Source organism: Gilliamella sp. Fer1-1 (genome assembly GCF_001690825.1).
In the GTDB taxonomy this organism is placed as follows: domain Bacteria; phylum Pseudomonadota; class Gammaproteobacteria; order Enterobacterales; family Orbaceae; genus Gilliamella; species Gilliamella apicola_C.
The window spans coordinates 1-24,591 of the sequence record NZ_LZGX01000022.1; the positions used below are offsets into that span (position 1 = coordinate 1).

Annotated in this window: 34 protein-coding genes; 26 read left to right on the forward strand and 8 right to left on the reverse strand. The window is 37.5% G+C overall.

The window, feature by feature from the left end; translation table 11 throughout:
* Positions 1 to 531, forward strand: a 531-nt coding sequence (locus A9G28_RS13505; RefSeq protein WP_065579627.1) for a DUF4875 domain-containing protein, incomplete at its 5' end; no start/stop codon positions are given.
* 154 nt (positions 532 to 685) lie between these two features.
* Here the strand turns inward: A9G28_RS13505 and A9G28_RS02260 are convergent.
* The 8 genes from A9G28_RS02260 to A9G28_RS02290 all read right to left on the reverse strand — a co-directional run bounded on the left by A9G28_RS02260 (position 686) and on the right by A9G28_RS02290 (position 6,927).
* Positions 686 to 1,393, reverse strand: coding sequence for a hypothetical protein (locus tag A9G28_RS02260; protein ID WP_065579628.1), 708 nt, complete (start codon positions 1,391 to 1,393; stop codon positions 686 to 688).
* 330 nt (positions 1,394 to 1,723) lie between these two features.
* Entirely contained in the window at positions 1,724 to 1,858 is a 135-nt protein-coding gene (locus A9G28_RS13825; protein WP_255307547.1) for a hypothetical protein, read from the reverse strand.
* Positions 1,859 to 1,988: 130 nt separating this feature from the next.
* Positions 1,989 to 2,522, reverse strand: a complete 534-nt coding sequence (locus tag A9G28_RS02265) for an ImmA/IrrE family metallo-endopeptidase (protein ID WP_065579629.1) — start codon at positions 2,520 to 2,522, stop codon at positions 1,989 to 1,991.
* Complete coding sequence (locus A9G28_RS02270; protein ID WP_065579630.1) at positions 2,515 to 2,877, reverse strand: helix-turn-helix domain-containing protein; 363 nt, start codon at positions 2,875 to 2,877, stop codon at positions 2,515 to 2,517. The genes A9G28_RS02265 and A9G28_RS02270 overlap by 8 nt, the downstream gene beginning before the upstream one ends.
* 562 nt (positions 2,878 to 3,439) lie before the next feature.
* A complete protein-coding gene (locus tag A9G28_RS02275; RefSeq protein ID WP_065579631.1) occupies positions 3,440 to 3,853 on the reverse strand; it encodes a type II toxin-antitoxin system HicB family antitoxin in 414 nt (137 codons plus the stop codon).
* A 37-nt stretch (positions 3,854 to 3,890) separates the two neighbouring features.
* Complete coding sequence (locus A9G28_RS02280; RefSeq protein ID WP_065579632.1) at positions 3,891 to 4,070, reverse strand: type II toxin-antitoxin system HicA family toxin; 180 nt, start codon at positions 4,068 to 4,070, stop codon at positions 3,891 to 3,893.
* An 86-nt stretch (positions 4,071 to 4,156) separates the two neighbouring features.
* The gene (locus A9G28_RS02285; protein WP_065579633.1) at positions 4,157 to 5,143 is read right to left on the reverse strand and encodes a phage portal protein; all 987 of its coding nucleotides are present in this window, start codon (positions 5,141 to 5,143) and stop codon (positions 4,157 to 4,159) included.
* Between the two features lie 2 nt (positions 5,144 to 5,145).
* On the reverse strand, positions 5,146 to 6,927 hold the full coding sequence (locus tag A9G28_RS02290; RefSeq protein ID WP_065579634.1) for a terminase large subunit domain-containing protein: 1,782 nt from the start codon (positions 6,925 to 6,927) through the stop codon (positions 5,146 to 5,148).
* A 152-nt stretch (positions 6,928 to 7,079) separates the two neighbouring features.
* Here A9G28_RS02290 and A9G28_RS02295 point away from each other — a divergent pair, with 152 nt between their 5' ends.
* From A9G28_RS02295 to A9G28_RS02405, 25 genes are all read left to right on the forward strand, one after another.
* Entirely contained in the window at positions 7,080 to 7,919 is an 840-nt protein-coding gene (locus tag A9G28_RS02295; RefSeq protein ID WP_065579635.1) for a GPO family capsid scaffolding protein, read from the forward strand.
* A 67-nt stretch (positions 7,920 to 7,986) separates the two neighbouring features.
* Positions 7,987 to 8,997: a phage major capsid protein, P2 family gene (locus A9G28_RS02300; protein WP_065579636.1), complete on the forward strand. Its 1,011-nt coding sequence runs from the start codon at positions 7,987 to 7,989 to the stop codon at positions 8,995 to 8,997.
* Between the two features lies 1 nt (position 8,998).
* Positions 8,999 to 9,646 carry a phage terminase small subunit gene (gpM, locus tag A9G28_RS02305; protein ID WP_065579637.1) on the forward strand — a complete coding sequence of 216 codons (648 nt, stop codon included), beginning with the start codon at positions 8,999 to 9,001 and terminating at the stop codon, positions 9,644 to 9,646.
* Between the two features lie 93 nt (positions 9,647 to 9,739).
* Complete coding sequence (locus A9G28_RS02310; RefSeq protein ID WP_065579638.1) at positions 9,740 to 10,210, forward strand: head completion/stabilization protein; 471 nt, start codon at positions 9,740 to 9,742, stop codon at positions 10,208 to 10,210.
* A complete protein-coding gene (locus A9G28_RS02315; protein ID WP_065579639.1) occupies positions 10,210 to 10,413 on the forward strand; it encodes a tail protein X in 204 nt (67 codons plus the stop codon). Before A9G28_RS02310 ends, A9G28_RS02315 begins: the two co-directional genes overlap by 1 nt.
* 4 nt (positions 10,414 to 10,417) lie before the next feature.
* On the forward strand, positions 10,418 to 10,795 hold the full coding sequence (locus A9G28_RS02320) for a putative holin (protein ID WP_065579640.1): 378 nt from the start codon (positions 10,418 to 10,420) through the stop codon (positions 10,793 to 10,795).
* Entirely contained in the window at positions 10,792 to 11,082 is a 291-nt protein-coding gene (locus A9G28_RS02325) for a phage holin family protein (RefSeq protein WP_065579641.1), read from the forward strand. The genes A9G28_RS02320 and A9G28_RS02325 overlap by 4 nt, the downstream gene beginning before the upstream one ends.
* Positions 11,082 to 11,669, forward strand: coding sequence for an N-acetylmuramidase family protein (locus A9G28_RS02330; protein ID WP_065579642.1), 588 nt, complete (start codon positions 11,082 to 11,084; stop codon positions 11,667 to 11,669). Before A9G28_RS02325 ends, A9G28_RS02330 begins: the two co-directional genes overlap by 1 nt.
* Positions 11,647 to 12,093: a hypothetical protein gene (locus A9G28_RS13830; protein ID WP_065579643.1), complete on the forward strand. Its 447-nt coding sequence runs from the start codon at positions 11,647 to 11,649 to the stop codon at positions 12,091 to 12,093. Before A9G28_RS02330 ends, A9G28_RS13830 begins: the two co-directional genes overlap by 23 nt.
* Positions 11,993 to 12,214 carry an Rz1-like lysis system protein LysC gene (lysC, locus tag A9G28_RS13700; RefSeq protein ID WP_255307548.1) on the forward strand — a complete coding sequence of 74 codons (222 nt, stop codon included), beginning with the start codon at positions 11,993 to 11,995 and terminating at the stop codon, positions 12,212 to 12,214. Before A9G28_RS13830 ends, lysC begins: the two co-directional genes overlap by 101 nt.
* Complete coding sequence (locus A9G28_RS02340; protein ID WP_065574056.1) at positions 12,201 to 12,647, forward strand: phage tail protein; 447 nt, start codon at positions 12,201 to 12,203, stop codon at positions 12,645 to 12,647. The genes lysC and A9G28_RS02340 overlap by 14 nt, the downstream gene beginning before the upstream one ends.
* Positions 12,632 to 13,093 (forward strand): phage virion morphogenesis protein, encoded by a 462-nt coding sequence (locus tag A9G28_RS02345; RefSeq protein WP_065574055.1) that lies wholly within the window; start codon positions 12,632 to 12,634, stop codon positions 13,091 to 13,093. Before A9G28_RS02340 ends, A9G28_RS02345 begins: the two co-directional genes overlap by 16 nt.
* A gap of 60 nt (positions 13,094 to 13,153) precedes the next feature.
* Entirely contained in the window at positions 13,154 to 13,792 is a 639-nt protein-coding gene (locus A9G28_RS02350) for a phage baseplate assembly protein V (RefSeq protein WP_065579644.1), read from the forward strand.
* Entirely contained in the window at positions 13,789 to 14,142 is a 354-nt protein-coding gene (locus A9G28_RS02355) for a GPW/gp25 family protein (RefSeq protein ID WP_065579645.1), read from the forward strand. The genes A9G28_RS02350 and A9G28_RS02355 overlap by 4 nt, the downstream gene beginning before the upstream one ends.
* Positions 14,130 to 15,041: a baseplate assembly protein gene (locus tag A9G28_RS02360; RefSeq protein ID WP_065579646.1), complete on the forward strand. Its 912-nt coding sequence runs from the start codon at positions 14,130 to 14,132 to the stop codon at positions 15,039 to 15,041. The genes A9G28_RS02355 and A9G28_RS02360 overlap by 13 nt, the downstream gene beginning before the upstream one ends.
* Positions 15,031 to 15,636 (forward strand): phage tail protein I, encoded by a 606-nt coding sequence (locus tag A9G28_RS02365; RefSeq protein ID WP_065579647.1) that lies wholly within the window; start codon positions 15,031 to 15,033, stop codon positions 15,634 to 15,636. Before A9G28_RS02360 ends, A9G28_RS02365 begins: the two co-directional genes overlap by 11 nt.
* Complete coding sequence (locus tag A9G28_RS02370) at positions 15,633 to 17,219, forward strand: phage tail protein (protein ID WP_065579648.1); 1,587 nt, start codon at positions 15,633 to 15,635, stop codon at positions 17,217 to 17,219. The genes A9G28_RS02365 and A9G28_RS02370 overlap by 4 nt, the downstream gene beginning before the upstream one ends.
* 28 nt (positions 17,220 to 17,247) lie before the next feature.
* Positions 17,248 to 17,862 carry a tail fiber assembly protein gene (locus A9G28_RS02375; RefSeq protein WP_065579649.1) on the forward strand — a complete coding sequence of 205 codons (615 nt, stop codon included), beginning with the start codon at positions 17,248 to 17,250 and terminating at the stop codon, positions 17,860 to 17,862.
* Positions 17,863 to 17,987: 125 nt separating this feature from the next.
* Positions 17,988 to 19,163 (forward strand): phage tail sheath protein, encoded by a 1,176-nt coding sequence (locus A9G28_RS02380; protein ID WP_065579650.1) that lies wholly within the window; start codon positions 17,988 to 17,990, stop codon positions 19,161 to 19,163.
* Between the two features lie 11 nt (positions 19,164 to 19,174).
* The gene (locus A9G28_RS02385; protein ID WP_065579651.1) at positions 19,175 to 19,687 is read left to right on the forward strand and encodes a phage major tail tube protein; all 513 of its coding nucleotides are present in this window, start codon (positions 19,175 to 19,177) and stop codon (positions 19,685 to 19,687) included.
* Positions 19,688 to 19,754: 67 nt separating this feature from the next.
* Positions 19,755 to 20,054: a phage tail assembly protein gene (locus A9G28_RS02390; protein ID WP_065579652.1), complete on the forward strand. Its 300-nt coding sequence runs from the start codon at positions 19,755 to 19,757 to the stop codon at positions 20,052 to 20,054.
* An 8-nt stretch (positions 20,055 to 20,062) separates the two neighbouring features.
* A complete protein-coding gene (locus tag A9G28_RS12960; RefSeq protein ID WP_081298211.1) occupies positions 20,063 to 20,182 on the forward strand; it encodes a GpE family phage tail protein in 120 nt (39 codons plus the stop codon).
* A complete protein-coding gene (locus A9G28_RS02395; protein ID WP_065579653.1) occupies positions 20,175 to 23,096 on the forward strand; it encodes a phage tail tape measure protein in 2,922 nt (973 codons plus the stop codon). The genes A9G28_RS12960 and A9G28_RS02395 overlap by 8 nt, the downstream gene beginning before the upstream one ends.
* A gap of 1 nt (position 23,097) precedes the next feature.
* On the forward strand, positions 23,098 to 23,514 hold the full coding sequence (locus tag A9G28_RS02400) for a phage tail protein (protein WP_065579654.1): 417 nt from the start codon (positions 23,098 to 23,100) through the stop codon (positions 23,512 to 23,514).
* Positions 23,511 to 24,584 (forward strand): phage late control D family protein, encoded by a 1,074-nt coding sequence (locus tag A9G28_RS02405; RefSeq protein ID WP_065579655.1) that lies wholly within the window; start codon positions 23,511 to 23,513, stop codon positions 24,582 to 24,584. Before A9G28_RS02400 ends, A9G28_RS02405 begins: the two co-directional genes overlap by 4 nt.
* Positions 24,585 to 24,591 lie beyond the last annotated feature (7 nt).

Consider the following 24,591-nt stretch of genomic DNA (forward strand, 5'->3'; position numbering starts at 1 on the left):
TCTATATTTTTTATTCCATCTGTTTTTGCTGAAGTAAAACCTTATGAAATTGTATCGCAAAATGATACTTCATTTGCAAATAGAAAAAGAGTTCAAATTTTTATTGTTTCACCTGAAGCAAAAACATTACAAGAAAGAATTGATACAGCCAAACTTGCCGCCACAGAATATTCTTCAAAAACAGGAGCTAAAGTTGTAACTGTTTTCGTAATGCCTTTTTCTGAAGCTAAAGGCTCAGGCTATTATTTAGCTCAAGCTTCTTATTGGAGTGATGGTTGTGGCAATTCAGGAACACAGTGTGATGATAAGATCTGGCAAATAAATTCAACCGCTCAACAATTAAGTGATGAACAATTAAAAGTCGCCAAAGAATATTATGCTAACGCTGATTTCTATTCTAATTCTAAAAAATTTCTTGATAAAGACGGATTGCCTGATGAGAAGAAAATAATTAGCCATATTACTAAAAAACTTAAAATTAAAGCTAAAAATGTTGATTTTCCGTCACTATTTTTAGAGCCGGTTGAATAATTTTTATACAACACATAACGGCATGAAAATGCAAAATTTAGAAAGAATGAATAAACTTAAAGCCCTTATATTCGGGCTTTTTCTATGGTGGGCTGAGTGAAGGAGGCGAAAAGCATCATCATTCATTTAATAGTCTGAAGTTATTGTTAGATTATTAACCAGTTTTTATTTTTTCAATTTGCGCATAGAGGATTGGATTATAAAAACGGGAATTCGGAAAAGAATTACAAAGTTTATAATAACTAATAGCTAATAAAAAGAAAATTACCACATATACAAAACTTACTTTATCTTCAAAATATAATTGAAAATAACAATAAATTGTATTTGATCCTACTGAATCAATAACAAAAATTTCAAATATAGAAAAAATAAAAATCCCTACAATGAGATTTTGCAATTTATACTTATTTTTCAATTTTAAATCAAATTTTTCTGATTCTGTAAGATAGATATTCATTAAATAATCTGGAAATTTATCAAACTTTTTTACTATTTCACTATTTGATAACTGATGAAATGAAACATATCCTTTACTTAACTTATAATCGTTCGTTAAAGATGGTTCTTTTAAAAAATTCAAATCAATTCTGGTAATTAAATCACTCGCGATTATCTCTATAATTGGTAAAAGAAATATTGAAAATATTCCAAAAAGTGTAATTATGATGATTATATTAGCAAAACTGACATCTAATATATGCACTAGTGAATAACTAAATATTCCACTACCAGAAATATAAAATGAAATAACATCCACAAATAAGTAACAGTAAACAAAATTAGCTAGCCACATTGGTTGCCACGCTTTTTCTAAAAAACTATAAAAAGTATTTAAATCTACTTTTTGTGATAAATTCATAAGCAAACCTATATTAAATAAGAAGAAAAGAGTGGACAATGCCACTCTTCAATACACAGTATCATTTGTTACCTTTAGCTTGTTCTAATACTGAACCAGCTAATGACTTCGTAGTCTTACTATATTTAGAGCTATTTAATACTTCAGAAGCCTTAGCTGCCATATTTTTGACGTAGTTTTGTTTGGTGATACTTGTGACAAAACGCTTCCAGCCAAAGATTTTTGAATAGAACTTGATGTACTATTTTGTAATGTTTTAACTGCAATTTTAGTTGTTCTTGTCGAGCTAATATTTTTAGACATTTTGTGTTATCCTATAATAAAATTAAATCATGCTGTTTTATCTGCAACCCAAATAGGAAAAGCTTTTAAGCCACACTGACTAGCATAAACCCGTTTCCCGCTTTTTGTTGTAATAAAAGTTCTAAAAATTAAGGTATAACCTTCCCTTTTTTCTTTAGACATAATATGCCTCCTTTAAATTTCGCTATTGACGAAACTTAAGGAAGTATGAGACACTACAAAACGCCAATTAAGTATGTGTCTTTATCATACCCCCTAAGAAACCAACGATAGCGTTTTCGTTGGTTTTTTATTATTTGTTTTTATATTTCATCCATGATTCCGCTGCTGCCAAACTGACTCCAAATTTATTAGCGATCTCTTGTGCGTTCATATCATCAGCCACAAATATTTGATTAATTAAAAATGAAGCAGCAAAAACATCTGCTTGCCATTCGGAATCTTCATAAATTTTATGCTGATTACATGTACTTCTTGCAAATATTTCTTGCTCTTTATGCATTATTAAATGCCCTATTTCGTGAGCTACTGTAAATCTAGCTCTAGGATCGCCATCAAAAGCATTATTATACACAGAATCTCTCACATAGATTTTCCCTTTATCCGGATGAGTATATGCATATTTCTGTTGAACTCGTTCATCATTATCTTCGAGTATAATTAACATGTCATTATGAATGAAAATCTCCATTAAACTAGCCATATTAATATACTCTTTAAATTCATACCCTAAAATTTTTCTTGCTTCATTTGCATAATTTTTTATTGTTTTACAGCTTTTTCCACTAACTCTTAACCCCAATTTTCTGATTCTACTTTCATTCATTATTTTTATTCTCCAAAACAGAATTAATTTTTTCTAAATCTTTTGAATCTAAATTATCAAGCATTCTCGCAAATTCAATGAATACATCTTTTTGTCTAGCATTAGCTGAGTCTAAATTTACAGTAAAATGAGAGCTAAATGATTCAACAGAATCCTTTAACTCTTTATAATCAGATTCAGATAATGCATAACTTTCTTTTAATTTGTGAAGAAAATCATTAGGAACAGCTCTTTTTCCTAATTCGATTGCGGACAAATAGGCTGAGCTAATACCTAAAGTTTCAGCCATTTTTCTAAGCGTTGTTCCGTGATCTATTCTAAGCTTTCTTATCAATTTACCTAATTTAGTCGCCATAGCTATATCCTCGTTAATACTTTTATTATAGTTATTATAGTTTGATTTATTTTTCTATACTAAATAGATTCAAACCCAATGTCAACACCTGTAAACAAAATTTATTTTTGTGAAATTAATTTAATCTTGTGCATGATAAATAATTTCATTTAAGGAAAATATATAAATTTTTTTTACTGCACACCTATACTGCACGAAAACGCAAGATCTAAAAAAGATCACGGATCGCCAAAGCCCTTATACTAGGGCTTTTCTTGTGGCATTTGCAATTTTGCACAGTTTCACACACTTTTAATGCGATGGTGGCGTGGGGTAAAAATATCACAATTCGACTTTTAGCCTTTACATCATCATCAAAAATCAACGACAACCCATCTAAAACGCTCACAGCGAAGAGATTTTAAAATCTGTGAACAGCTATGTGTAGAATAAAAATCGTTTCTCTATACGCTTTATAGATAAAATTAAATTTTTAAATATTACATTTAGTTAGCTGAATGTTTATATATGTTAATAACAAAAAAAGCCCCTTTCGGGGCTTTCATTTGATTATGTGATAAAGTCAAGCTACATTTAGTTCAAGACGTTTACCCAAAGCAGACAATGCTTTGCTGATCGTGTCAATTTTTGTTGCATGCTCTAAATTAACAATACGTTGTACTTCTTGTGGCTTTACATGAATGCGTTTTGCTAATTCAACGTTAGAGATATTTTGGTCAATCATTTCATTTAGCAACAATACTTTTGCATAAAGACTTGCAGGTAAATCAATTAAGTGTTCTCCTTTTTTTGCCTTACTAGGAAGCGGTACTTTTCGATGATCTTCAAAATAAAAATCCATACTTGTTACTAATGCCTCTTGAGCCATTTCTAACGCATCTTGCAAATCATCACCACAAGTAATTGCTTCTGGAATATCCCTAAATGTGACTGTATAACCATCATCTTCTTTAGTTAGTTTTGCAGGATAAAACATAATAACCTCTTTTAAAAAAAGCCCCCTTACGAGGGCTTTAGTTATTTAGATTTAGTTGCTTCTTGATTGCTATCATTGTACCGTTTTTTAACTCCTTGCTAGGATGTCTTGGCATTGTTGATTGCTTTCCGTTGTAATAAAGCTTCAGGTGATTACTCCCTTGCTTTACCTCAACACCTTGAGCAACTAACCATCTTAAAAACTCACTTTGTTTCATTATTGCTCCGTGCTGTTTTAAGACAGTTAAATAATAAACAAAAATGTTTATCACGTCAACTTAATAATAAACATTTTTGTTTGTTTTTATTCAAGTAAATAAGGATTAAACCTTACAACCTCCTCCCCCATCCAATCATTAAGCTGTAAAAATCTATCTTGTAATGGTTTGATTTCATTACGAGCAAATACCTTAGATGCCTTTTCTGGATCGCCAAACCCGCCGGTATTTTTTGGCGTAATTCCCATTAATGACGGTGGTACCCGATGAGCCGTTAAAATATCATCTTGGCTGACAGATTTAATATCAGCAAAGTTATCTTTGGCGGCCACCTCGCCAACTGGAATTAATTTTAGTCCATCTGGTTTACCATTTGGTGCATACATTAACAGATTACGAAAGTTACCAGGTCCACGACTGCTTTGTAATGCCTTTTTTAGTTCTTCAATATCTTTTTCATTATGGGATGGATTAGATAAATATAAAATAAATCCAGCATGTGAACCATTTTTATAATAACGTTGACGAAATACAGTAGCCGAGTTATCTAGCCACACCGAATTAATAGCGGCTAAGTATTCAGGTAGTCCGTAAATTTCTTGGTTAATATCGGGCGCAAGCATATGCCACACCGATCCTTTTTTGAATTTATGCTCTTCCCAATACTTATCAATATACCAATATTCGTTCTTGACTATTCCTCGACGGGTATATTTTGCTAATGTTGGCTTTAGTCCGTCGGTTTGCCTTAGCATATTGGCCCGTTTTTCGAGATAGCAATTACCTAATATTAAAAAATCATTAGCGATTCGCTCAAATGCTTGACGTGATAAGTATTTATGCGGAATAAATGTACTGGTTAAGATATTTCGTTTTACATAAATCGGGCTGCTATGATATGACGATGAACTAAAGGTATTGGCTAGCGTATCTAAATTAACTGGCGGCTCATACCAATTGCCGCACGGGGTGCATTGTAAATAATTTAATAAGTCTTTTGCATCGGCTAAAGGCTCACGATCGCCAAACGTAAAACATTCTATCTTTTCATCTTGTTGTGTAAATTCTGTCATAACTAAAATACTCCCATAAAACCGCTGTTACTGTTTGCTCCGCTAATACTTTCTAGCGGTTCGTTATAAATTGCGTGCATGGTTGCCCAAGCAATATCGGCATGTGAAACCTCATCATTGCGATCAGCCACATAAGTGACATAACGCTGGCTAGCTGTTAATGTTTTACGAATAGCCATAAAGGATTGGGCCAAATCCGTCCAACCCGCATCAAATTCCAATCGTTGTCGTCTGATGACATCTTGCATTTTGAGGATTAAACGCTGTTTAACTTCAATTGAATATTTAAATGCTACTACGGCGGGATAAAATTGTTTAACTAATTGATAAACCCCTTCACCTAATCCCGTGGCATCAATACCGATGTAGGTGACGTTATATTTTTCAGTCATTTTTCGAATAGCTTCAGCTTGTGAAGCAAAATCCATCCCCGTCCATTGATGCTTTTCAATTACTCGGAATTTACCACCTTCAACCATTGGCGGTGAAACAACTGCACAGCCTGCACTATCCCCCGTGTGTGACGGATCATAGCCGATCCATACTGGTCGCTCACCAAGTGGCCGCAAGGCAAATGGTTTATAATCATCCCAAATATCCCACGAATCGACCATACACGGTTGTAAACTGGATAACGGAAACACTGATGATGAATCATCAATAAAATTACATAAAAATAAATTAGCGAACTCATCGGGACTATATTCAAGTTTTAGTTGATTAATATCAAATAAATCAAACCCCAATTGCTCGGCATCTTCAATCGTAACAATCTGCCGCCATTGCCCATCGGCACATAATTTGCCACCTTTTAACGCTTGATGTGAAATATCAACGTTAATGCGTTGCTCTTTTCTACGTCCTTTATTAAATAGCTCGCCAGTCCAAAACTTATATGCTTCATGGTTAATACTAGAAGGCGTTGAGAAATAAGTTTGTCGCCAACGTTTTTGGCTCGACATGCCAGAGGCAACTTTACGCAGTTCTAAAAATTTATTAATCCAAAAATACTCATCCAAATATAAATTACCATGATAGCTTTGTGCCGTTTTAGAGTTGGTACCTAAAAAGTAAAGGCGAGCATCATTATGTGGAAAGTGGATAACTTCCCCTTTCAGATCCATATCTATACCGTGGAAAAAATCAATAATATATTGCCGAAATTGAAAAGCTTGGGATTTTGAGGCGGATAAAAATATCTGATTACGCCCAGTATTCACCGCATCAACTGCACCCTCACGAGCAAAAAACATAGTTGCCCCAATTTGGCGTGATTTGTTAATGTTTCTTATGCGGTTTTGTAAACCAGCCCGATACCAAACTTTTTGATGCTCATATAAGCCATCATGAAATAGTTCGTTAATTTTTTCGATTTGCTCATCAGTTAAAAGATTGGTTTTAGGCTTTTTCTTCGGCTTGGCATTACGATTGGCAATATTTGGGTTTAAATCAACTTCATTACCGCCATTTTGATATTTTTCAATTCTGGCCGTACGTTCTAACTGACGGCTAAGTAAATCAATTTCTTTAAAATCTTTACCTTCCTTATTTGGTTTTATTACAAGATGGATTAATTGCGCTTCAAGAACGCCATTAACCCTATCCAATACGGATGATTCATCCCACTTATCACGCCGTTTCCAACTATGAATAGTATTAATATTTTCATTCAATAATTCAGAAATACGACTAATACGATACCCTGCCCAATACAGCGATCTGGCGGCTTTTCTTGGGTCGGTATTATCACTAATTAAATGATCTAATAAATTGACGTTTACCATGTGTTCTCCTTTAGTAACGCCAATTTACCTATCATTTTTATTTTTTTATGTTTGTTCAGGTTGTAAAACTCTAATTTACAAGTTGCCCCAATTGCTCTCTTTCGTTTGTCAATTCAACATAAGGCAAAAACAATCAGCTAAGGATTACAACAATGGGCACAGACGTTAAGAAGTCAAAAAAAATTAAATCAAAATGGTTTCGTGTTGCGGTGGAAGGTGCAACAACTGATGGACGTAAGATCCAAAAAGAATGGATCAAGCAAATGGCAGAAAATTATGATCGTGATGTTTATGGTGCACGCATCAATTTGGAACATATCAAAGGTTATTCACCTGATAGCCAATTTAAACGCTATGGCGATGTATTAGCATTACGAGCCGAAGAAATTAAAACGGGTCCGCTTGCTGGAAAGCTAGCATTGCTTGCACAAATTGAACCAACCGATGAACTTATTCAGCTGAATAAAGCTAAACAAAAAGTTTATACCTCTATCGAAGTTAATTACGAATTTGCGGACACCGGCGAAGCTTACCTTGTTGGTCTTGCGGTAACTGACGACCCAGCTAGCCTTGGCACTGAATTTTTAGAATTCAGTGCAAAAGCAAACGTTAACCCATTAGTTAGCCGCAAACAATCACCTAACAACCTCTTCACCGCTGCCGAAGAAACAGTGATTGATTTTGAAGAAGTAGACACTCAAAACGACACCACATTTAGCTCAATGCTAGAACGTCTAACGGGCTTATTCAAAACCAAATCAGAAAAAGACTCAACCAAATTTGTACAACTTGGTGAGATTATCGAACAGTTCGCCACAGCAACAACTGATCGCTTTACGGAAATGGAAGCCAAAATTGTTGAACTAACTAACGAGCTAAGTGATGTCAAAAAACAAAATACCGAACTTGTCGAGCTATTAAGTGAATTGCCAGATTCGCCTGATCGCCCTCTTTCTGCTGGTGGCTCGATCGACGTTGAAACAGACTGTTAAAACAGTAGATTAAATTAAAACAGTGGATTAAAGAACAAAACAGATTAACTAAATTGGGAAATCAATAATGAGAAATGAAACAAGAAAGCTATTTAACGGATTCAAACACCGCATTGCACAGCTTAACGGCGTTGATAATGCCAGTGAAAGTTTTGCTGTCGATCCAACCGTAAACCAAACATTAGAAAAACGGACACAACAATCATCCGAATTTTTAAGCAAAATCAATTTTGAATTTGTTGACGCCCAAGAAGGTGAAAAAGTCGGCGTTGGCGTAACAGGTACAACAGCCAGCACAACCGATACGACAGCACAAGATCGGGAAGCGGTAGATATTTCCGACCTTAATAAATTTAACTATCGTTGTGAACAAACTAACTACGATACATCAATCCGTTATGCAAAATTAGACGCATGGCGTCATAAAAAGAACTTCCAAACTATTTTACGTGATGCGTTAATTAAACAAAAAGCATTAGATCGGATGATGATTGGTTTTAACGGCACAAGCCGTGCAGTAACATCCAATCGAACCGCTAACCCATTATTGCAAGATGTCAACAAAGGCTGGTTGCAACATTACCGTGAAGATGCGCCAGAAAGAGTAATGAATGAAGGCACAGTCACACCAGGTAAAATTATTGTCGCTAACAATGGTGGTGATTATAAAAATTTGGACGCACTCGTCTATGATGCGGTTGAAAATTTAATTGATCCCGTCTTTTCTGATGATACCGGTCTAGTTGTTATCTGTGGTCGTGGCCTGCTTCATGATAAGTACTTCCCTATTGCTAACGAAGCCGATAAAAACACCGAAAAAGTAGCAGGTCAAATTTTACTGGCTAAAAAATCAATCGGTGAATTACCTGCGTATCGAGTGCCGTATTTCCCTAAAGGAGCAATGCTTATTACCTCATTTAGCAATTTAGCTATCTATATTCAAAATGGAACCGCTCGCCGTCAAATTATTGATAACCCGAAACGTGATCGCATTGAAGATTACCAATCTGCCAATGAGGCGTTTGTTGTAGAACGTTATGAAGCAGGCTGTTTAATTGAAAACATCGAGGTTCAATAACATGGTATCACCCGCTCAAAAATTTTTACAAAAACATTACGCTCAAAAAGAGCGTAATAGAAACGATATAAAAACAACCAATGCTTATGAAATGATGCTGGCAAAGCTCAATAACGATCGCCTTCGTTTGAAAAAATTTCAATCAACAGAAGCAAAAATTGAACTTAAAAAAACACTTATTCCTGAATATATGGATTGGATTAACGGCGTGCTTGAATCTGATAATGCTCAGCAAGACGATGTATTTATGCGCCTATTAGTTTGGATGATAGACACCAAACAATTTGAACAAGCATACCCACTGGCCGAACATGCATTAAAACATAACTGGGTTACACCTGATGAATACCAACGGCAAACCGCCACACTCATCACCGAAGAGCTAGCTAATACCACACTAACCCAGATTAGCAACAAGCAAGTTGTTGATGCGGGCATTTTGCTTAAATTTGCTGAACTCGTCGCTGATAAAGATATGTTTGATCAGGTTCGAGCAAAACTAAATAAAGCCATCGGCTATGCACTAAAAGAAACACAGCCAGATCAAGCGTTAGGTTATTTGAAACGAGCTTTAGAACTTGATGAAAGTTGTGGCGTAAAAACAGCCATTAAAGAATTAGAAAAGGCCTTAAATAAGACCGATGCTTAACCGAGTGAACCCTCACACCTCGGCGGCACAAAAGCAATAAATGCATTCTGCAGGTTAACGCTTTTGTCCACCGCCGATTAACAAAGGTAAATTATGAACGACTTTACGGCTATCGCAATCGCTAACGAAGCTGACAATATCGAAATTAGTAATATTTCGTTTTTTCCAGCAATTAATATCAGTGATGTTCGAAAAACTCAACGGCTAGACGGTACCGTCACAACAGAGCGATTAAAAACAGCAATTGCCAGTGCAATTATTGCAGTGAATGACGACTTATATAACTGGCGGCTAACAAAGCAAGCGGCAGGTATTACATCGATTAACGATCTAAATGATGAGCAAATTAATGGTGAATCAAAATATTTGATTTTATACAAGCATGCGGTTTATTCATGGGCAAACGCCTTATTGAATGAACAGTACATTAATTTTGATGCAACAGCAAAAACCAAAGGCGACATTGAACCTAACATCGAAAGTGTGGGCAACTTATACCGCAATGCACGTTATGCCATTCGTGACATTTTAGGTAAATCACGATCAACCATGGAATTAATTTAATGATTGTTTATGCAATGCAAAATGAAACCGTTGACGCATTGGCGTATCGAGTTTTTGGTAAAACTAAAGGGATTGTTGAAATTATTTACCAACAAAACCCAACACTTTGTGAACTGCAGGCAACACTCCCCATGGGTACCGCCGTAAATGTGCCTGAAGTGGTGCCAGAGCCAGAAAAAAAACGCTTAAATTTATGGGATTAACCGAATGACAGAACCAACTACAACAACCTTCACCGCAGTGATTAGTGCATTTTCAATATCAATGATTTATCCCAATATTGAAAATGGCATTATTTTAGGCGCACTGTGTGGATCAATCTTACTGGTAATTAGTGAAGAGCATATCTCGGTTCTTCGTCGCACCCTTCTATTTTTTATATCGTTTGCGCTTGGAATATTGTTGGCCGAAATAACATTATATTTACTAATACCACTTTTTCCATCCAACATTCAAACCAAGGTACCGCTTGGTCTTGGTGCGTTAGTGGCATCAGCGGTAAGTGTCAAACTACTTCTTTGGTTAATTAAAAAGTTTGATGACCCATCTGATTTATTGGATAAATTTAAAGGGGGAAAACCATGATAACCCTTAACGCTTTTCTTTGTTTATTAATTGCTATTCGATTATTTACCTTTGATCGTGAAAATTGCCAATACAAAGCCAAATATAGCTGGCTAGCATGGCTAATGATTACATCAAGTGCATCAGTATTTTTATTCTCATCTTTCGGTTTATTAAGCCGTGCTTACTGCGCTCAGGTAGTTATGAATATAGCACTGCTGATCTGCTTTTTAAAAAGCAAAGGCAACATTGGCACGCTTTGCCGTTCTCCAAATCAACATCAGCATCATAAGAGGTTAAATAAATAATGATAACAACTGAACAATTGCAAAATGTGGCTAATAAGCTAGAAGTTGAGCTGGCTATGGTACAAGCAGTAACAAAAGTTGAAGCTCGCTCATCAGGTATTAAAAACGGCTTGCCCGTAATTCTATTTGAAAGGCATATCTTTTACCGTCAGCTTAAAAAGCATGGTTTTGATGTAGAAAAATTATCAAATACTTATCCAGATTTAGTCAACTCAATTGCTGGTGGTTATTTAGGTGGTGCTCGTGAAAACTATCGACTAACGCTGGCCAAACAAATTGATATTGATTCAGCAATTGAAAGTGCAAGTTGGGGCTTATTCCAAATTATGGGCTTTCACTGGCAACTACTTGGTTATGAATCAGCTCAACAATTTGAACAATGTATGACAGAAAGCGAAGTAATGCAGTTAGATGCGTTTTACCGCTTTATTTCTCATAAATCGAATTGCAAGCTATTACAAGCAATGAAAAATAACGATTTTTCAACGTTTGCCAAACTTTACAACGGTCCAGCTTATAAAAAAAACAGTTATGACAAAAAACTTAAAGAGGCGTACGAAAGCTATGCAAAATCTACTAAAAAATAAATTGTTACCGTGGTTGCTATTACTGCTCTGTTTATCGTTTGGCTATTTACGAGATCAACTATTAAGCACCAAAAATAAACAATTACAGGCAAGCAATCTACAACTTCAAGACGACAAGCAAGAATTGATCGAAATCATTGATTATAAAAACAATGAATTGCTTAACCTTAGTGATCAATATCAAGCAAACGAACAAAAACTAATAGAACAAAAAAATCAACTGCAAGCAGTTGATACGTTAAATCGTCAATATCAACAACAGTTGGAGCAACTTATCAATGAAAATAAACAATTACGTATGTGGTCTGATACTGATTTGCCTGATGTTATTAAGCGGTTGTACGCACGGCCAGAAATCAAAGGAAGTACAGATTATCAAAACTGGCTGTCCAGCCGTAACGCCTTGTTATCTTCCCATGAATAATTTAAAGCAGAACCGCTCATTAATTGACGACAATCAAGCCATCTTAACGGCATGGCATCAATGTGCGGTTCAAGTCGAAATGATTTATCAATGCCAACAGGAGCAGCATGAAAAAAATTAATCAACTTCGAAAAGTACTTGAAGACAATAATTTATTTATCAAAAACAATCCCGATAAATTACATATATTTGTGGATGACGGTGACATAACAGCAACGGCTGCCAAATCATTAAGTTTTGAGTATGAGTACAAAGTTAATTTAATCATTACTGACTATGAACAACCCATTGATTATTTGATTGTACCAATAATGAGTTGGATGTATATCAATCAGCAAGAATTTATGGCAAACCCTGAACTAAGAAAAGGTGCCATTAAATTTGAAATTGAGCAATTAAACAATAATACAACCGATGTCAGTATTGAACTGAAATTGACAGAGCGTGTTATTGTAAAAAAAGGAAGCAACGGATTGGAATACAAACACATTACCGACGAACCACCCATAGATATGCGTCCTGATTGGGTTAATGAAATATGGCCGACGAATTAAATAAATTACATGAGTATGCAAACGGCATACTCACTCAACTAAATAACAGTAATCGCACCAAATTAGCGCGTGAAATTGCTAAAAAACTACGGGAAAGTAACCGTAAACGTATTACAGCCCAGAAACAACCAAACGGCACCTCTTTTGAACCTAGAAGACCACAGGCGTTTCGAAAAAAAACGGGAAAGATTCGCCGTAAAATGTTTACCAAGCTACGAACAACTAAATATCTACGCATATCAGCAAACAGCAACTGCGCTACCGTAAAATTTATTAATTCGGTATCTCGTATAACACACATTCATCATTACGGATTACGTGCACGAGTAAATAAAAAAGATGATTGGACCATTAAATATCCATCAAGAAAGCTACTTGGCTTCAATCAACACGACTATAACATAATTGAGCAAATCACTATCGCCCACTTGGCTAGTAAGTTGTAAAAATCAATTTTACAAGTCGATAAGCTTTATTGTTTACCTATAAATAATAATGATAACGCTATGCAAAATTATCACCCTGCCGACCTAGTCGATATATTACGAAAAATTGAAAACCTGATCCGCCAAGGCGTTGTTTATCAAACCAAAGGCGATCGGGTAAAAGTCCGTTCTGGAAAATTAGTTACTGCTTGGTTGCCATGGTTTACTCATCGTGCTGGCAAAAGCCGATCGTGGTGGCGCCCTTCTATTGGTGAACAAGTATTTATTTTAAGCCCTAACGGTAACCTTGAACTTGGTTGCGTATTACCAAGCCTTTATTGTAATGATAACCCTGCGCCATCAACTTCAGAAGATGCTTATTTAGTAACATTTCCAGACGGTGCAACATTTGAATATGAACCGAAAAACAGCAGTTTAACCATAAAAGGCATAAAAACAGCAGTTATTGAAGCAAGTGAACAAATCACCGCTAAAGCGGGTACTAAAATCCACCTTGATACACCACTTGTTGAATGTAGTGACCATGTGACATTTAAATCATTTAGCGCAACAGGTGGTGGTGTTAGCGGTAATACGGGGGTATTAACCGGAAACGTAATTCATCAGCAAGGCAAATTGTCGTCTAACGGCGTTGTACTCGACACGCATAAACATAGTGGCGTCAAAGCTGGTAGTGATCTAACAGGAGGGCCACAATGAGTTATATCGGAATGAACAGCCAAAATGGACGCACCATTACGGATATGGATCACATTAACCAATCCGTTAAAGATATTTTAACAACACCGATAGGCTCACGCATAGAGCGCCGTGATTATGGTTCTTTTTTATTTTTACTTTTAGATAATCCAAACACCGAAGCAACAAGATTGCGTGTCATTTCAGCGACAGTAATGGCACTAAATCAATGGGAGCCACGCATAAAACTGGATGCAGTTGATATTTTTGCCGATAACGAAAAGCTAACCATGCAATTAACCGGCTCACGCACAGATAAGCCTAATCAAACCTTTACCAGTGACATAGAGATTGCAACATGGCCACGTTAACTGATTTATCAAAACTACCTGCACCAGATATTATCGAACCACTAGACTTTGAAGCTTTATTTGCTCAACGTAAAGAAAAGTTTATATCGCTATATCCAGCAGAACAGCAAAGCGAAGTTGCTAAAACATTGCAATATGAAAGTGAGCCAATCGTTAAACTACTACAAGAAAGTGCCTATTATGAATTGATCTTAAGACAAAGGATCAACGAAGCATCACACGCATTAATGATTGCTCATGCTAAAGGCAATGACTTAGATCATCTTGGGGCTAACTTTCATGTGTATCGCTTAATCATTCAACACGCAGATAATACTGTCACGCCATCAATTCCTGAAATTAAAGAATCAGATAGTGATTTTAGGCTACGAATTCAAGCGGCATTTGAGGGCTTATCTGTCGCGGGTCCTCGTGCCGCTTATGAATTTTATGCCCGCAGTGCGGATGGTCGAGTACTAGATGCCGCCGCTGAAAGTCCTGCGCCTGCATGCGTAACGCTCGCCATTTTGTCTCGTGAAAATAACGGTATTGCCAGTAACGATCTGATTAGTACTGTCGCTGACGCTGTCAATCAAGACAACCGTCGCCCTATTGCCGATCGTGTTACTGTGAAATCAGTCGCCCTGATTGAATATAAAATAAACGCCAAACTTTATTTATATCCAGGTCCAGAATCAGAACCAATCAAAAGAGCGGCAACAAATAATTTGCAAGAGTATATAACCGAAAAGCACCGCATTGGACGTAGAATTAATCGCAGTGCAATAATTTCAGCATTACATGTTGCTGGTGTGCAACGTGTCGAATTACTACAACCCGTACAAGATATATTAATCAATCGAGAGCAAGCGAGTTATTGCACAAGCTATTATGTTGAGGTTGCCGGTTATGACGAATAGAACGCTATTACCCCCCTCTGCCACTCAACTTGAAAAAAATTTATCACAAGCTATGATTTGTGATCTACCTATTCATTTACGTTCACTTTGGGATCCAAAAACATGCCCATTTGAACTATTACCTTATTTAGCTTGGCAATATAGCGTTGATCGCTGGGATGAAAACTGGCCAGAACAAACAAAACGCAAAGTTATTGCCGAAGCGTTTGAAATTCACAAGTTAAAAGGCACGAAAGAAGCCATCCGCCGTGCGGTTGAACCTTTCGGCTATTTGATAAATATTATTGAATGGTGGCAAAACAACAATACACCTGGCACATTTGCAATTGAAATTGGCATATCAGACAAAGGTATTACTGATGAATCCTATCAAGAGTTGAGCCTAATCATTGATGATGTTAAACCAGTTTCACGGCATTTATCAGGTTTATCACTGCAACTAGTAACTAGCGGAAGCACAAAAATTGGTGCCAGCAGCTACGATGGCAATACCTTAAATATTTATCCCTATATTGCTAAAACAATCACAACATCGTCAAAAGGTCAACTTGGCGCAACAATTCACTTAATTGACAAAATGAGTATACAACCATGAGCCAAACATACTACACAATATTAACAAAATTGGGAACAGAGCTATTAGCTAATGCAACCGCGTTAGGGGTTCCGCTAAAATTAACCAGCATGGCAGTTGGTGATGGTAATGGTTCAATACCAAAACCTATCACCACGCAAACCGCACTGGTTAACGAAGTTCGCCGAGCATCTTTAAATTCTCTATCAGTGGATAAAAACAATCCTAATCAAATTATCGCTGAACAAGTAATACCCGAAAATGAGGGCGGTTGGTTTATTCATGAAATCGGTCTGTATGATGATAAAGGCAATTTAATAGCTGTAGGTAACTGCCCACCAACCTATAAGCCAAAACTTGCCGAAGGTAGTGGCAGAACTCAAGTTATCAGAATGATTATTATTGTTGGTAATGTCGATTCTGTGGCACTAAAAATAGACCCAGCGGTTGTATTGGCTACTCGTGAATATGTTGATCGCTTGATTGCTACAAAAATGGAGGAACATAAAGAATCAACAAATCACCCAGACGCAACAATAAAATCTAAAGGATTTGTTCAGTTAAATTCAGCGACAAATAGTAACATAGAAAATCAAGCTGCTACCCCTAAAGCCGTCAAGGCTACATATGATCTAGCAACAGCAGCAAAAAAAGTAGCAGAAATACAAGCAACAACAAGCTCAGTGGGTAGAGTCAAATTAAGCTCAGCAATTGACAGCTCATCAGAAACGGAAGCGGCAACGTCAAAGGCGGTCAGAGATGCGTTTAATTATGCGCAGTATTCTGACTCGAAAGCGCAATCAGCGTATGATCATGCTAGTTCTGCACACAACAGAATAACTGATGTGCATAATTACGCAAAAAATGTTAATGAAAATGTTAATAATGCACACAATAGAATAACTAATGTTAATGATAATGTCACAAAAATAATCGATAGATTTCAGTCGCTGCCGTTTGAGTCTGTTGTTTTTTCTCCCGATCATCAGTATCACGCGACGGTGCGCAATGATGGAATTTTCGGTTTTTTTGATAAAAATTCTATACATAAAAATCTCTGCTGGGCGGTTGACAGAAACGGGGGATTGGTTCACGGATATGTTGATGTGTCAAAAATTACTGGGTTAGAACAATTCATATTTAACAACTTTTTCCCGGTAGGTATACCCATGCCCTGGCCAACAACTACTCCGCCGCCGGGTTGGATGGTTTGCAACGGCTGGGGGTTTAATCGTTCTGAATACCCCCTGCTTGCGAGAGCGTATCCAAATGGCATTTTACCTGAATTGCGTGGCGAAATTGTGCGGGGATTAGACGCAGGACGCGGCGTAGATCCAGACCGAGTTATTTTAAGTTGGCAGGGTGATGCGATTAGAAATCTAACTGGTACGTTCGGGTTTGAATCTGCGATTTCCGGTGCTACCGGCAGCGCTAATGTTTCTGGTGCATTTTATGCAGTTGAAGATAATTCTCGTCGCCATTTATCTGCAGGGACTGGCGGCAATAATACGTTAGTTGTTTTCGACGCATCGAGGCAAACCCCCGTTGCGCATGAGGTTCGGCAGAGAAACGTTGCATTTTTATATATCGTTAGAGCTGCGTAATTATTTAATTTATTAAAGGGGATTTATTATGAAATACCAAATAAAACCAGAGGTTGCGGAATTTGGACAGGACGGGTTTACCACAAAGGCCGGGTATGCGTTAGTTTATAACACTGACCTTGAGACCGGCGAATTTTTGGGTGCAATGTATGAGTATTTGCCGGTCGGTCTATGCCCGCCGCCGCATGTATGTTTAGATGCCCCCCAACCCGTTGATAATGAGCACGCGATTGTTCGAGTTGGTGATGAGTGGGTTTATCCGGCCGACCATCGCGGCAAAAAAATCTATTTAAAATCAACTGGCGAGGAGTCAACAGTAACTGGAATTGGTGATATCCCGGATGATTATACGTTGCTGAAACCATCCGGCGAGTTTGATGTGTGGAACGGCAAAAAATGGGAGATAGATAAAGAAAAACAACATCAGCACTATGTAAATTTAGCGATTGCGCAAAAAAATCAGTTGCTAAATGAGGCTAAAACGCAGATCGAGTTTTTGCAGGATGCGATCGATGCAGAAATTGCTACAGATGACGAACAAAAATTGTATGCAGAATGGAAAAAATATCGTGTTTTATTAAATCGCATTGATGTTAATGATGCTGAAAATGTTGAATGGCCTGAAAAACCAAACAATCTTTAACATATCAGCGCTAACTTCGACTTGTAAAAACAAAAGTTACAAGTCGAACCGTTAACGCTATTCTTTTTAATGTGCAACTATCTCCGTACATTTATTTTACAAAATCGTAAAACACCGGAGAACTTATGCCAAACGACTACCACCACGGCGTCCGAGTCATTGAAATTAATGAAGGTGCACGAGCAATCAGAACCGTTTCAACGGCTGTTATTGGGATTGTGTGTACTGGCGATGATGCGGACGCTAACCATTTTCCACTTAACACCCCTATTTTAATTACTAATGTAAATTCGGCTATTGGTAAAGCAGGTTCACAAGGCACACTAAAACCAACGCTTGAAGCTATTGCCGATCAGTGCTCACCCGTTATTGTTGCTGTGCGTGTTGAAGCAGGTGCAACAGAAGCCGACACAACAGCAAACATCATTGGTACCACAACCAACGACGGCAAATATACTGGCATGAAAGCCCTACTTTCGGCACAAACTCAACTTAAAGTTAAGCCACGTATTTTGGGTGTGCCAGGTTATGATTCACTGCCCGTTGCTACGGCATTAATATCAATAGCACAAAAACTACGTGCCTTTTGTTATGTATCCGCTTACGGGGCAAAAACCAAAGAAGATGCAGTACTTTATCGTAATCAGCTAGGTGCTCGTGAGGCCATGGTAATTTGGCCGAACTTTATTGGGTTTGATACAACACAAAAACAAAACGTCACATTGGCCGCAACAGCTCGGGCTATTGGCTTGCGTGCCAAAATCGACCAACAGGTCGGCTGGCATAAAACATTATCAAATGTCACCGTTAACGGTGTGACGGGCATTTCGCATGATGTTTTTTGGGATTTGCAAGAAGAAAGCTCTGATTCCAACTACTTAAACGAACATGAAGTCACTACGCTTATTTGTAATCAAGGTTACCGCTTCTGGGGATCTCGCACTTGCTCAGCAGATAGCTTATTTGCGTTTGAAAACTATACACGCACAGCACAAGTATTAGCAGACACCATTGCCGAAGCTCAATTTGCCTTAGTGGATGCGCCAATGCATGCCTCATTAATCAAAGATTTGATTGAGTCTATTAACAATAAATTCCGTGAATTAAAATCGAACGGTTACATTGTTGATGGCAAAGCATGGTTTGATCCAGAAGCGAACACGCCAGATATTCTAAAAGCTGGAAAGTTATATATCGATTATGACTACACCCCAGTACCACCATTAGAAAACCTAATGTTACGTCAGCGTATCACTGATAAATATTTGGTTGATTTAGCTAATTCAGTAGCAACCAGTTAAGGAGAAACTCAATGGCTTTACCTAAAAAACTCAAATACTTTAACGTTTACGTTAACGGTACTTCTTACATCGGTCAGGTTGAATCATTCACGCCTCCAAAGCTAACTCGCAAACTTGAAAATTTCCGCGGTGGTGGTATGCCTGGTTCAGCCCCTATTGACCTTGGCTATGACGATGACGCTTTAGTTGTAGAATGGTCAATTGGCGGCCTTGCCTACGAAGTATTAAAACAGCACGGCGGTTTATTAAATGGCGTCAAATTACGCTTTGCGGGTGCTTATCAAAAAGATGATAGTGAAGATTTCACTAAAGTCGAAATCATTATGACGGGTCGCCACAAAGAACAAGATCGCGGTGAACTCAAACAAGGTGAGAGCAACTCAACAAAGATTACCACACACTGCACCTACTATAAAGAAGTTATCGACAACGAAGAAAGCGCCGAAATTGATTTTATCAATATGATTGACAAAATTGGCGGAAAAGACCGATTAAAGCAGGCTCGCCACGCAATCGGAATTTAACAAACCAACAAACAAAACATAGCCCGCAAGGGCTATCACAACTATCACTAACACGAGGGTAAAAGTTATGCAAAATACACAACAACTTAAATTAAAATCAGGACTACAATCAGGCAAAAACACTATCACAGAATTAACAATCCGCAAGCCATTAACGGGTGATTTACGTGGAATTAAATTAGTTGACTTTATTGAGCTGGACATTGATTCACTCGCAAAAGTATTACCGCGTATCACAACGCCTACCATTGCAGAGCACGAGGTTTTCAATCTAGATTTAATTGACTTATCAGCTATCACACAAGTTATTGCTGGTTTTTTGTCTACGACATCGAACGATGTAACGACGGAATCCCAGCCAGAGTAGACGATGCAATGGCAGATATTGCTTCAATTTTTCATTGGCAACCGTCTGCTATGTATGAATTTACCCTATCTGAACTAATGGAATGGCGAGAACAAGCTCGCCTAAGAAGCGGCGCATCTGATGAATGATTTACAATTAAAAATTACATTAAACGGCATAGATAAAACAAGTCGGCCGCTTCGCAATGTTATGGGTGGAGCTAAGGAGCTGGCTCAACAATTAAAAGACACTCGTAATCAATTAAACAAACTTAACAACACTCAAAAAAATGTTGATGGCTTTGTTCAGTTAAGAAAACAGTTTGAAGAGGCAAAAAATAAAGCTAAGTCATTAGCGATTGAACTTAAAAACACTACGACACCGACAAAGGCGTTACAACGTGAATTTAATAAGGCAACCGCAGAAACAAAAAAATTAAAAGATAAATTAACACCATTGCGTGCAGAGTTACACCAATCTGGAATTAGCACTAAAAATTTAACACAACATCAAATTACATTAAAAAACCAAATAACAAGCGTCAATCAAAGCATTGGGCAGCAATCAGAGCGATTAAAACAATTAAACATACGTCAACAAAAAATAAGCCAAATTCGCTCAAAATACGATACAGGCATGCAACGCATGGCGGTACTTGGTGGAGTTGGCTATGGTGCCCTATCGACCGGGAAAACAGTAGCCAGAGGTATGAAAAATCTGCTACATGTCGGATACGAATTTGACGCTAGCATGAGCGCAACGCAAGCGGTAACCAGAATTGACGATAAAAACGATCCTCGTATGTTAGCACTACGAAAACAAGCACGAGAATTGCCATTAGTCTCAAAATTTACTGATAGCGAGGTAGCTCAAGGACAGTACTTTTTAGGGCAAGCTGGATATTCTGTTGAAAATATTATTGGTACAATGCCATCTGTGGTTAATTTAGCTTCTGCAGCAGATATTGATATAGGTCCTGCTGCTGATATCGCATCTAGCATTCAAACTTCCATGGGGATATCAGCAGAAGAAATGGGGCATGTAGCTGATCTTTTGGTTGCGGTATCAACAAGAGCAAAAACCTCCATTCCTAAATTAGGGGAAGCCCTAAAATATAGTGGCGGCATTGGCGCTGCATTTGGACAAACCGCAGAAACAATCATCTCAGCAACCGCTATAATGGGTAACTCAGGTATTGAAAGCAGTCAAGCAGGTACTGCATTAAGACAAATATTAATGCGAATTGGCACATCAAAAGAAGTTAAAGCATTAGGCGTTAAAACTACCGATAAAAACGGCAACATGCGCGACTTATTTGATATTCTTTCAGATATATCTGACGCAACAAAACACATGGGGAATGTTCAAAGAACAGCAATAAATCAAAAAATTTCAGGCTTTATCGGTTCATCTGCATTTGAAACGTTATTGAAACAAAGTGATACAGGAGAGCTTAGAAAATTAAGAGGGAAAAAAGGAGAATATGACGGCGAAGCCGCAAAAGTAGCAAAAATAAAACTCGACAACTTAGCCGGTGATATGACAATGCTACATGCTGCATTTGAAAACATCAGCGTTGAACTATTCGAAAAAAACGATGGCTGGCTTCGTAAAACTGTTCAAGGTCTAACTAATTTATTACATGGATTTGGTGAGTTTCTCAAAAAACATCCAGCGGTAAGTAAAGCACTGGTTATTATTGGTGCGGGGGCAGCAACAATTACTACTGCATTTGGTGAATTTGCAATAATGATAATGAGTATATTTGGTTCAATATTAATGACCCGATTTATATTATCACGATTAGGGTTGTCTCTGGGTGGTTTATTCACTAAAACAAATATAGCCGGTGGTGGATTGAAAACGCTTGGACGTGCTTTACTTTCAATAGCAGGGTCACCGATAAAAACCCTTGGAGCCGCGTTAAAAGGCTTAGGGTTCATATTTACTTCTGTTGGTCGCGCTTTTTTATTTACTCCAATCGGGTTGGCAATTACGGCAATAATTGCTGTTATTGTTATTGCCGCATTAGTAATTCGTAAATACTGGGAGCCAATTAAAGCTTGGTTTATTGGATTTTGGGAGGGATTAAAAGAATCATTATCGCCCGTAGCTGAAGAATTTTCATACCTTGAACCGTTTGTTACAACAATCGGTGACGGATTTAAATGGCTTGGAGAAAAAATAAGTAGCTTAATAAATTGGTTTTGTGAACTGTTTGAACCAGTAAAGTTAACAAAAGAAGAGTTCAAAAATGCAAAAGAATCAGGCAAATCTTTTGGGAGAAGTGTCGGCAAGGCAATTCGATGGCCTTTAAGTATGTTAAACAAACTATACTTAAAAATTAAAGATATTATTGACTTTATACAATTAATTCCTACAAAAATAAATGATATGTCTCAAAAGATTGAAGCGGCATTTACTGGCGAAAACAGCATATTTAATAAATTATCTAGAATCGGCTCTGATATTTCTAATGGGGTCATCACAGGAATCAACAATAAATGGGATGAAACAAAAAAAGCAGTATCAAATCTTGGCACCAATATTGGCAACTGGTTTAAAAACACACTAGATATTCATTCCCCATCAAGAGTTTTTTCTAAGTTTGGTGGTTATACAATCGACGGTTATATACACGGCATCGAACATAACCAAAGCGAGGCATTGCGCTCAATGAACCAACTTGGAAAAAAAATCAGCAACCGATTTAAAAATACATTAGATATTCACTCACCTTCGCGTTTATTTGCAAAATTTGGTGGTCATACTGTTGATGGTTATATCAATGGCATTGAGGGTAATCAAGATGATGCAATTCATAAAATTAAACGATTTGCAAATGACATAATAACAACAGGCTCACAACTCTCAAATGGCGTTGTCGTTGATAATCGCCGCCCTATCAGTGGCGCTTCTGGCGTATCACAATATTATATAACAATCAATGCCGCGCCGGGCATGAATGAACAAGAACTAGCACGTTGCGTGGCTAAAGAGATAGAACGGCGTGAACGTAATCAGTCAGCGCGCTACCGATCAAGTTTAAGGGATATCGATTAATATGATGATGTGTTATGGTTTATTTGTTTTCAGCTTAAAAACAATACCCTATCAGACTGCAGAAGAAAACAAAGACTGGCGGTTCCCAGCTAATTCACGGGTAAATCAGCGTTCAGCATTACAATTTATTGGTCGTGATAACGAAACAATAACCTTATCTGGCGTATTGTATCCAGAATTAACGGGGGGTAGATTAAGTTTAGCACTTTTAGAAAGAATGGCCGACCTTGGCTATTCATGGCCATTAATCGAAGGATCTGGCATACCACTTGGCTTTTTTGTAATGACTAACTTAAAAAAAACAAAAACCGAATTTTTTAAAGATGGTGCGCCTCGTAAAATTGAATTCACTATATCACTAACAAAAGTTGACCCTCCCGACTGGTTACCTTTCGCTGATATTATAGGAATGATATGAAACAACCAACCTACACCATTACTATTGATGATAAAGATATTACATCGAATTTTGACAAACGCCTAATCTCAATGCAAATTACTGACAATCGAGGGTTAGATGCTGACACCATATCGATTGAACTAGATGATAGCGACGGCAAGCTTGAACTGCCCAAACGGGGGATTCAAATTAGCGTATCATTAGGCTGGGTTAATGATAATGTTATATTACAAAACATCTTCACTATTGACGAGTGCGAGCACTCAGGAACGCCAGACGTACTATCAATTAGGGGAAAAAGTGCCAATTTACGTGACTCATTAAATGAAAAGCGTGAAAAAAGTTATTCCAACACAACACTAGGAGCAATAACTCAAGAAATCGCAAAGCGGCACGATCTACAATACAGAATAGATAATAGCATAGAGCATGAACACATTGCCCATATAGACCAAACCAACGAATCTGACGCATCATTCTTAACCCGTTTATGTAATGATTTTAATGCGGCTGTAACATTAAAAAACGGCATGCTAATTATTTTTAAAAAAGGATTGGCAAAAACAGTAAATGGTCAAGACATCCCGACAACAACAATCACCCGTAAACTTGGCGATCAGCATCGTTTTGCTATTGCTGATAGAAATGCTTACACTGGTGTAAAAGCGTATTGGATTGACTACCGGCAACAAAAAAAACAGCAAGCCAAGGCAACTCGAAAAACAAAACCCAAAAACAACCAAACAAGCAAAGATGAAAACAGCGTACTTGCTGGCGCTGACGGAAACGTAAAAATACTGCGACATACCTATGCATCAAAACAAAATGCATACCGAGCGGCTCATAATGAATGGTACAAATTACAACGCGGTGCATCACAATTTAGCATCAACCTTGCCGAAGGTCGTCCCGATATTTACCCAGAAATGCCCGCATCGGTCGAAGGATTCAAAAAGGAAATCGACTCCACGCTATGGACAATAACCCGTTGCACACACAGCTTAGACACAAACAGTGGTTATACCACCTACGTTGAGCTAGAAATTAAATTAGGTGATGACGAAAAACCCAAAGAAGAAAATGAATAATACTGGA

Excerpts from the sequence above, each read along its gene's own strand:
- A9G28_RS02260 (WP_065579628.1), bottom strand. The coding sequence starts at position 1,393 with ATGAATTTATCACAAAAAGTAGATTTAAATACTTTTTATAGTTTTTTA.
- A9G28_RS13825 (WP_255307547.1), bottom strand. The coding sequence starts at position 1,858 with ATGTCTAAAGAAAAAAGGGAAGGTTATACCTTAATTTTTAGAACTTTT.
- A9G28_RS02265 (WP_065579629.1), bottom strand. The coding sequence starts at position 2,522 with ATGAATGAAAGTAGAATCAGAAAATTGGGGTTAAGAGTTAGTGGAAAA.
- A9G28_RS02270 (WP_065579630.1), bottom strand. The coding sequence starts at position 2,877 with ATGGCGACTAAATTAGGTAAATTGATAAGAAAGCTTAGAATAGATCAC.
- A9G28_RS02275 (WP_065579631.1), bottom strand. The coding sequence starts at position 3,853 with ATGTTTTATCCTGCAAAACTAACTAAAGAAGATGATGGTTATACAGTC.
- A9G28_RS02280 (WP_065579632.1), bottom strand. The coding sequence starts at position 4,070 with ATGAAACAAAGTGAGTTTTTAAGATGGTTAGTTGCTCAAGGTGTTGAG.
- A9G28_RS02285 (WP_065579633.1), bottom strand. The coding sequence starts at position 5,143 with ATGACAGAATTTACACAACAAGATGAAAAGATAGAATGTTTTACGTTT.
- A9G28_RS02290 (WP_065579634.1), bottom strand. The coding sequence starts at position 6,927 with ATGGTAAACGTCAATTTATTAGATCATTTAATTAGTGATAATACCGAC.
- A9G28_RS02295 (WP_065579635.1), top strand. The coding sequence starts at position 7,080 with ATGGGCACAGACGTTAAGAAGTCAAAAAAAATTAAATCAAAATGGTTT.
- A9G28_RS02300 (WP_065579636.1), top strand. The coding sequence starts at position 7,987 with ATGAGAAATGAAACAAGAAAGCTATTTAACGGATTCAAACACCGCATT.
- gpM (WP_065579637.1), top strand. The coding sequence starts at position 8,999 with ATGGTATCACCCGCTCAAAAATTTTTACAAAAACATTACGCTCAAAAA.
- A9G28_RS02310 (WP_065579638.1), top strand. The coding sequence starts at position 9,740 with ATGAACGACTTTACGGCTATCGCAATCGCTAACGAAGCTGACAATATC.
- A9G28_RS02315 (WP_065579639.1), top strand. The coding sequence starts at position 10,210 with ATGATTGTTTATGCAATGCAAAATGAAACCGTTGACGCATTGGCGTAT.
- A9G28_RS02320 (WP_065579640.1), top strand. The coding sequence starts at position 10,418 with ATGACAGAACCAACTACAACAACCTTCACCGCAGTGATTAGTGCATTT.
- A9G28_RS02325 (WP_065579641.1), top strand. The coding sequence starts at position 10,792 with ATGATAACCCTTAACGCTTTTCTTTGTTTATTAATTGCTATTCGATTA.
- A9G28_RS02330 (WP_065579642.1), top strand. The coding sequence starts at position 11,082 with ATGATAACAACTGAACAATTGCAAAATGTGGCTAATAAGCTAGAAGTT.
- A9G28_RS13830 (WP_065579643.1), top strand. The coding sequence starts at position 11,647 with ATGCAAAATCTACTAAAAAATAAATTGTTACCGTGGTTGCTATTACTG.
- lysC (WP_255307548.1), top strand. The coding sequence starts at position 11,993 with ATGTTATTAAGCGGTTGTACGCACGGCCAGAAATCAAAGGAAGTACAG.
- A9G28_RS02340 (WP_065574056.1), top strand. The coding sequence starts at position 12,201 with ATGAAAAAAATTAATCAACTTCGAAAAGTACTTGAAGACAATAATTTA.
- A9G28_RS02345 (WP_065574055.1), top strand. The coding sequence starts at position 12,632 with ATGGCCGACGAATTAAATAAATTACATGAGTATGCAAACGGCATACTC.
- A9G28_RS02350 (WP_065579644.1), top strand. The coding sequence starts at position 13,154 with ATGCAAAATTATCACCCTGCCGACCTAGTCGATATATTACGAAAAATT.
- A9G28_RS02355 (WP_065579645.1), top strand. The coding sequence starts at position 13,789 with ATGAGTTATATCGGAATGAACAGCCAAAATGGACGCACCATTACGGAT.
- A9G28_RS02360 (WP_065579646.1), top strand. The coding sequence starts at position 14,130 with ATGGCCACGTTAACTGATTTATCAAAACTACCTGCACCAGATATTATC.
- A9G28_RS02365 (WP_065579647.1), top strand. The coding sequence starts at position 15,031 with ATGACGAATAGAACGCTATTACCCCCCTCTGCCACTCAACTTGAAAAA.
- A9G28_RS02370 (WP_065579648.1), top strand. The coding sequence starts at position 15,633 with ATGAGCCAAACATACTACACAATATTAACAAAATTGGGAACAGAGCTA.
- A9G28_RS02375 (WP_065579649.1), top strand. The coding sequence starts at position 17,248 with ATGAAATACCAAATAAAACCAGAGGTTGCGGAATTTGGACAGGACGGG.
- A9G28_RS02380 (WP_065579650.1), top strand. The coding sequence starts at position 17,988 with ATGCCAAACGACTACCACCACGGCGTCCGAGTCATTGAAATTAATGAA.
- A9G28_RS02385 (WP_065579651.1), top strand. The coding sequence starts at position 19,175 with ATGGCTTTACCTAAAAAACTCAAATACTTTAACGTTTACGTTAACGGT.
- A9G28_RS02390 (WP_065579652.1), top strand. The coding sequence starts at position 19,755 with ATGCAAAATACACAACAACTTAAATTAAAATCAGGACTACAATCAGGC.
- A9G28_RS12960 (WP_081298211.1), top strand. The coding sequence starts at position 20,063 with ATGGCAGATATTGCTTCAATTTTTCATTGGCAACCGTCTGCTATGTAT.
- A9G28_RS02395 (WP_065579653.1), top strand. The coding sequence starts at position 20,175 with ATGAATGATTTACAATTAAAAATTACATTAAACGGCATAGATAAAACA.
- A9G28_RS02400 (WP_065579654.1), top strand. The coding sequence starts at position 23,098 with ATGATGATGTGTTATGGTTTATTTGTTTTCAGCTTAAAAACAATACCC.
- A9G28_RS02405 (WP_065579655.1), top strand. The coding sequence starts at position 23,511 with ATGAAACAACCAACCTACACCATTACTATTGATGATAAAGATATTACA.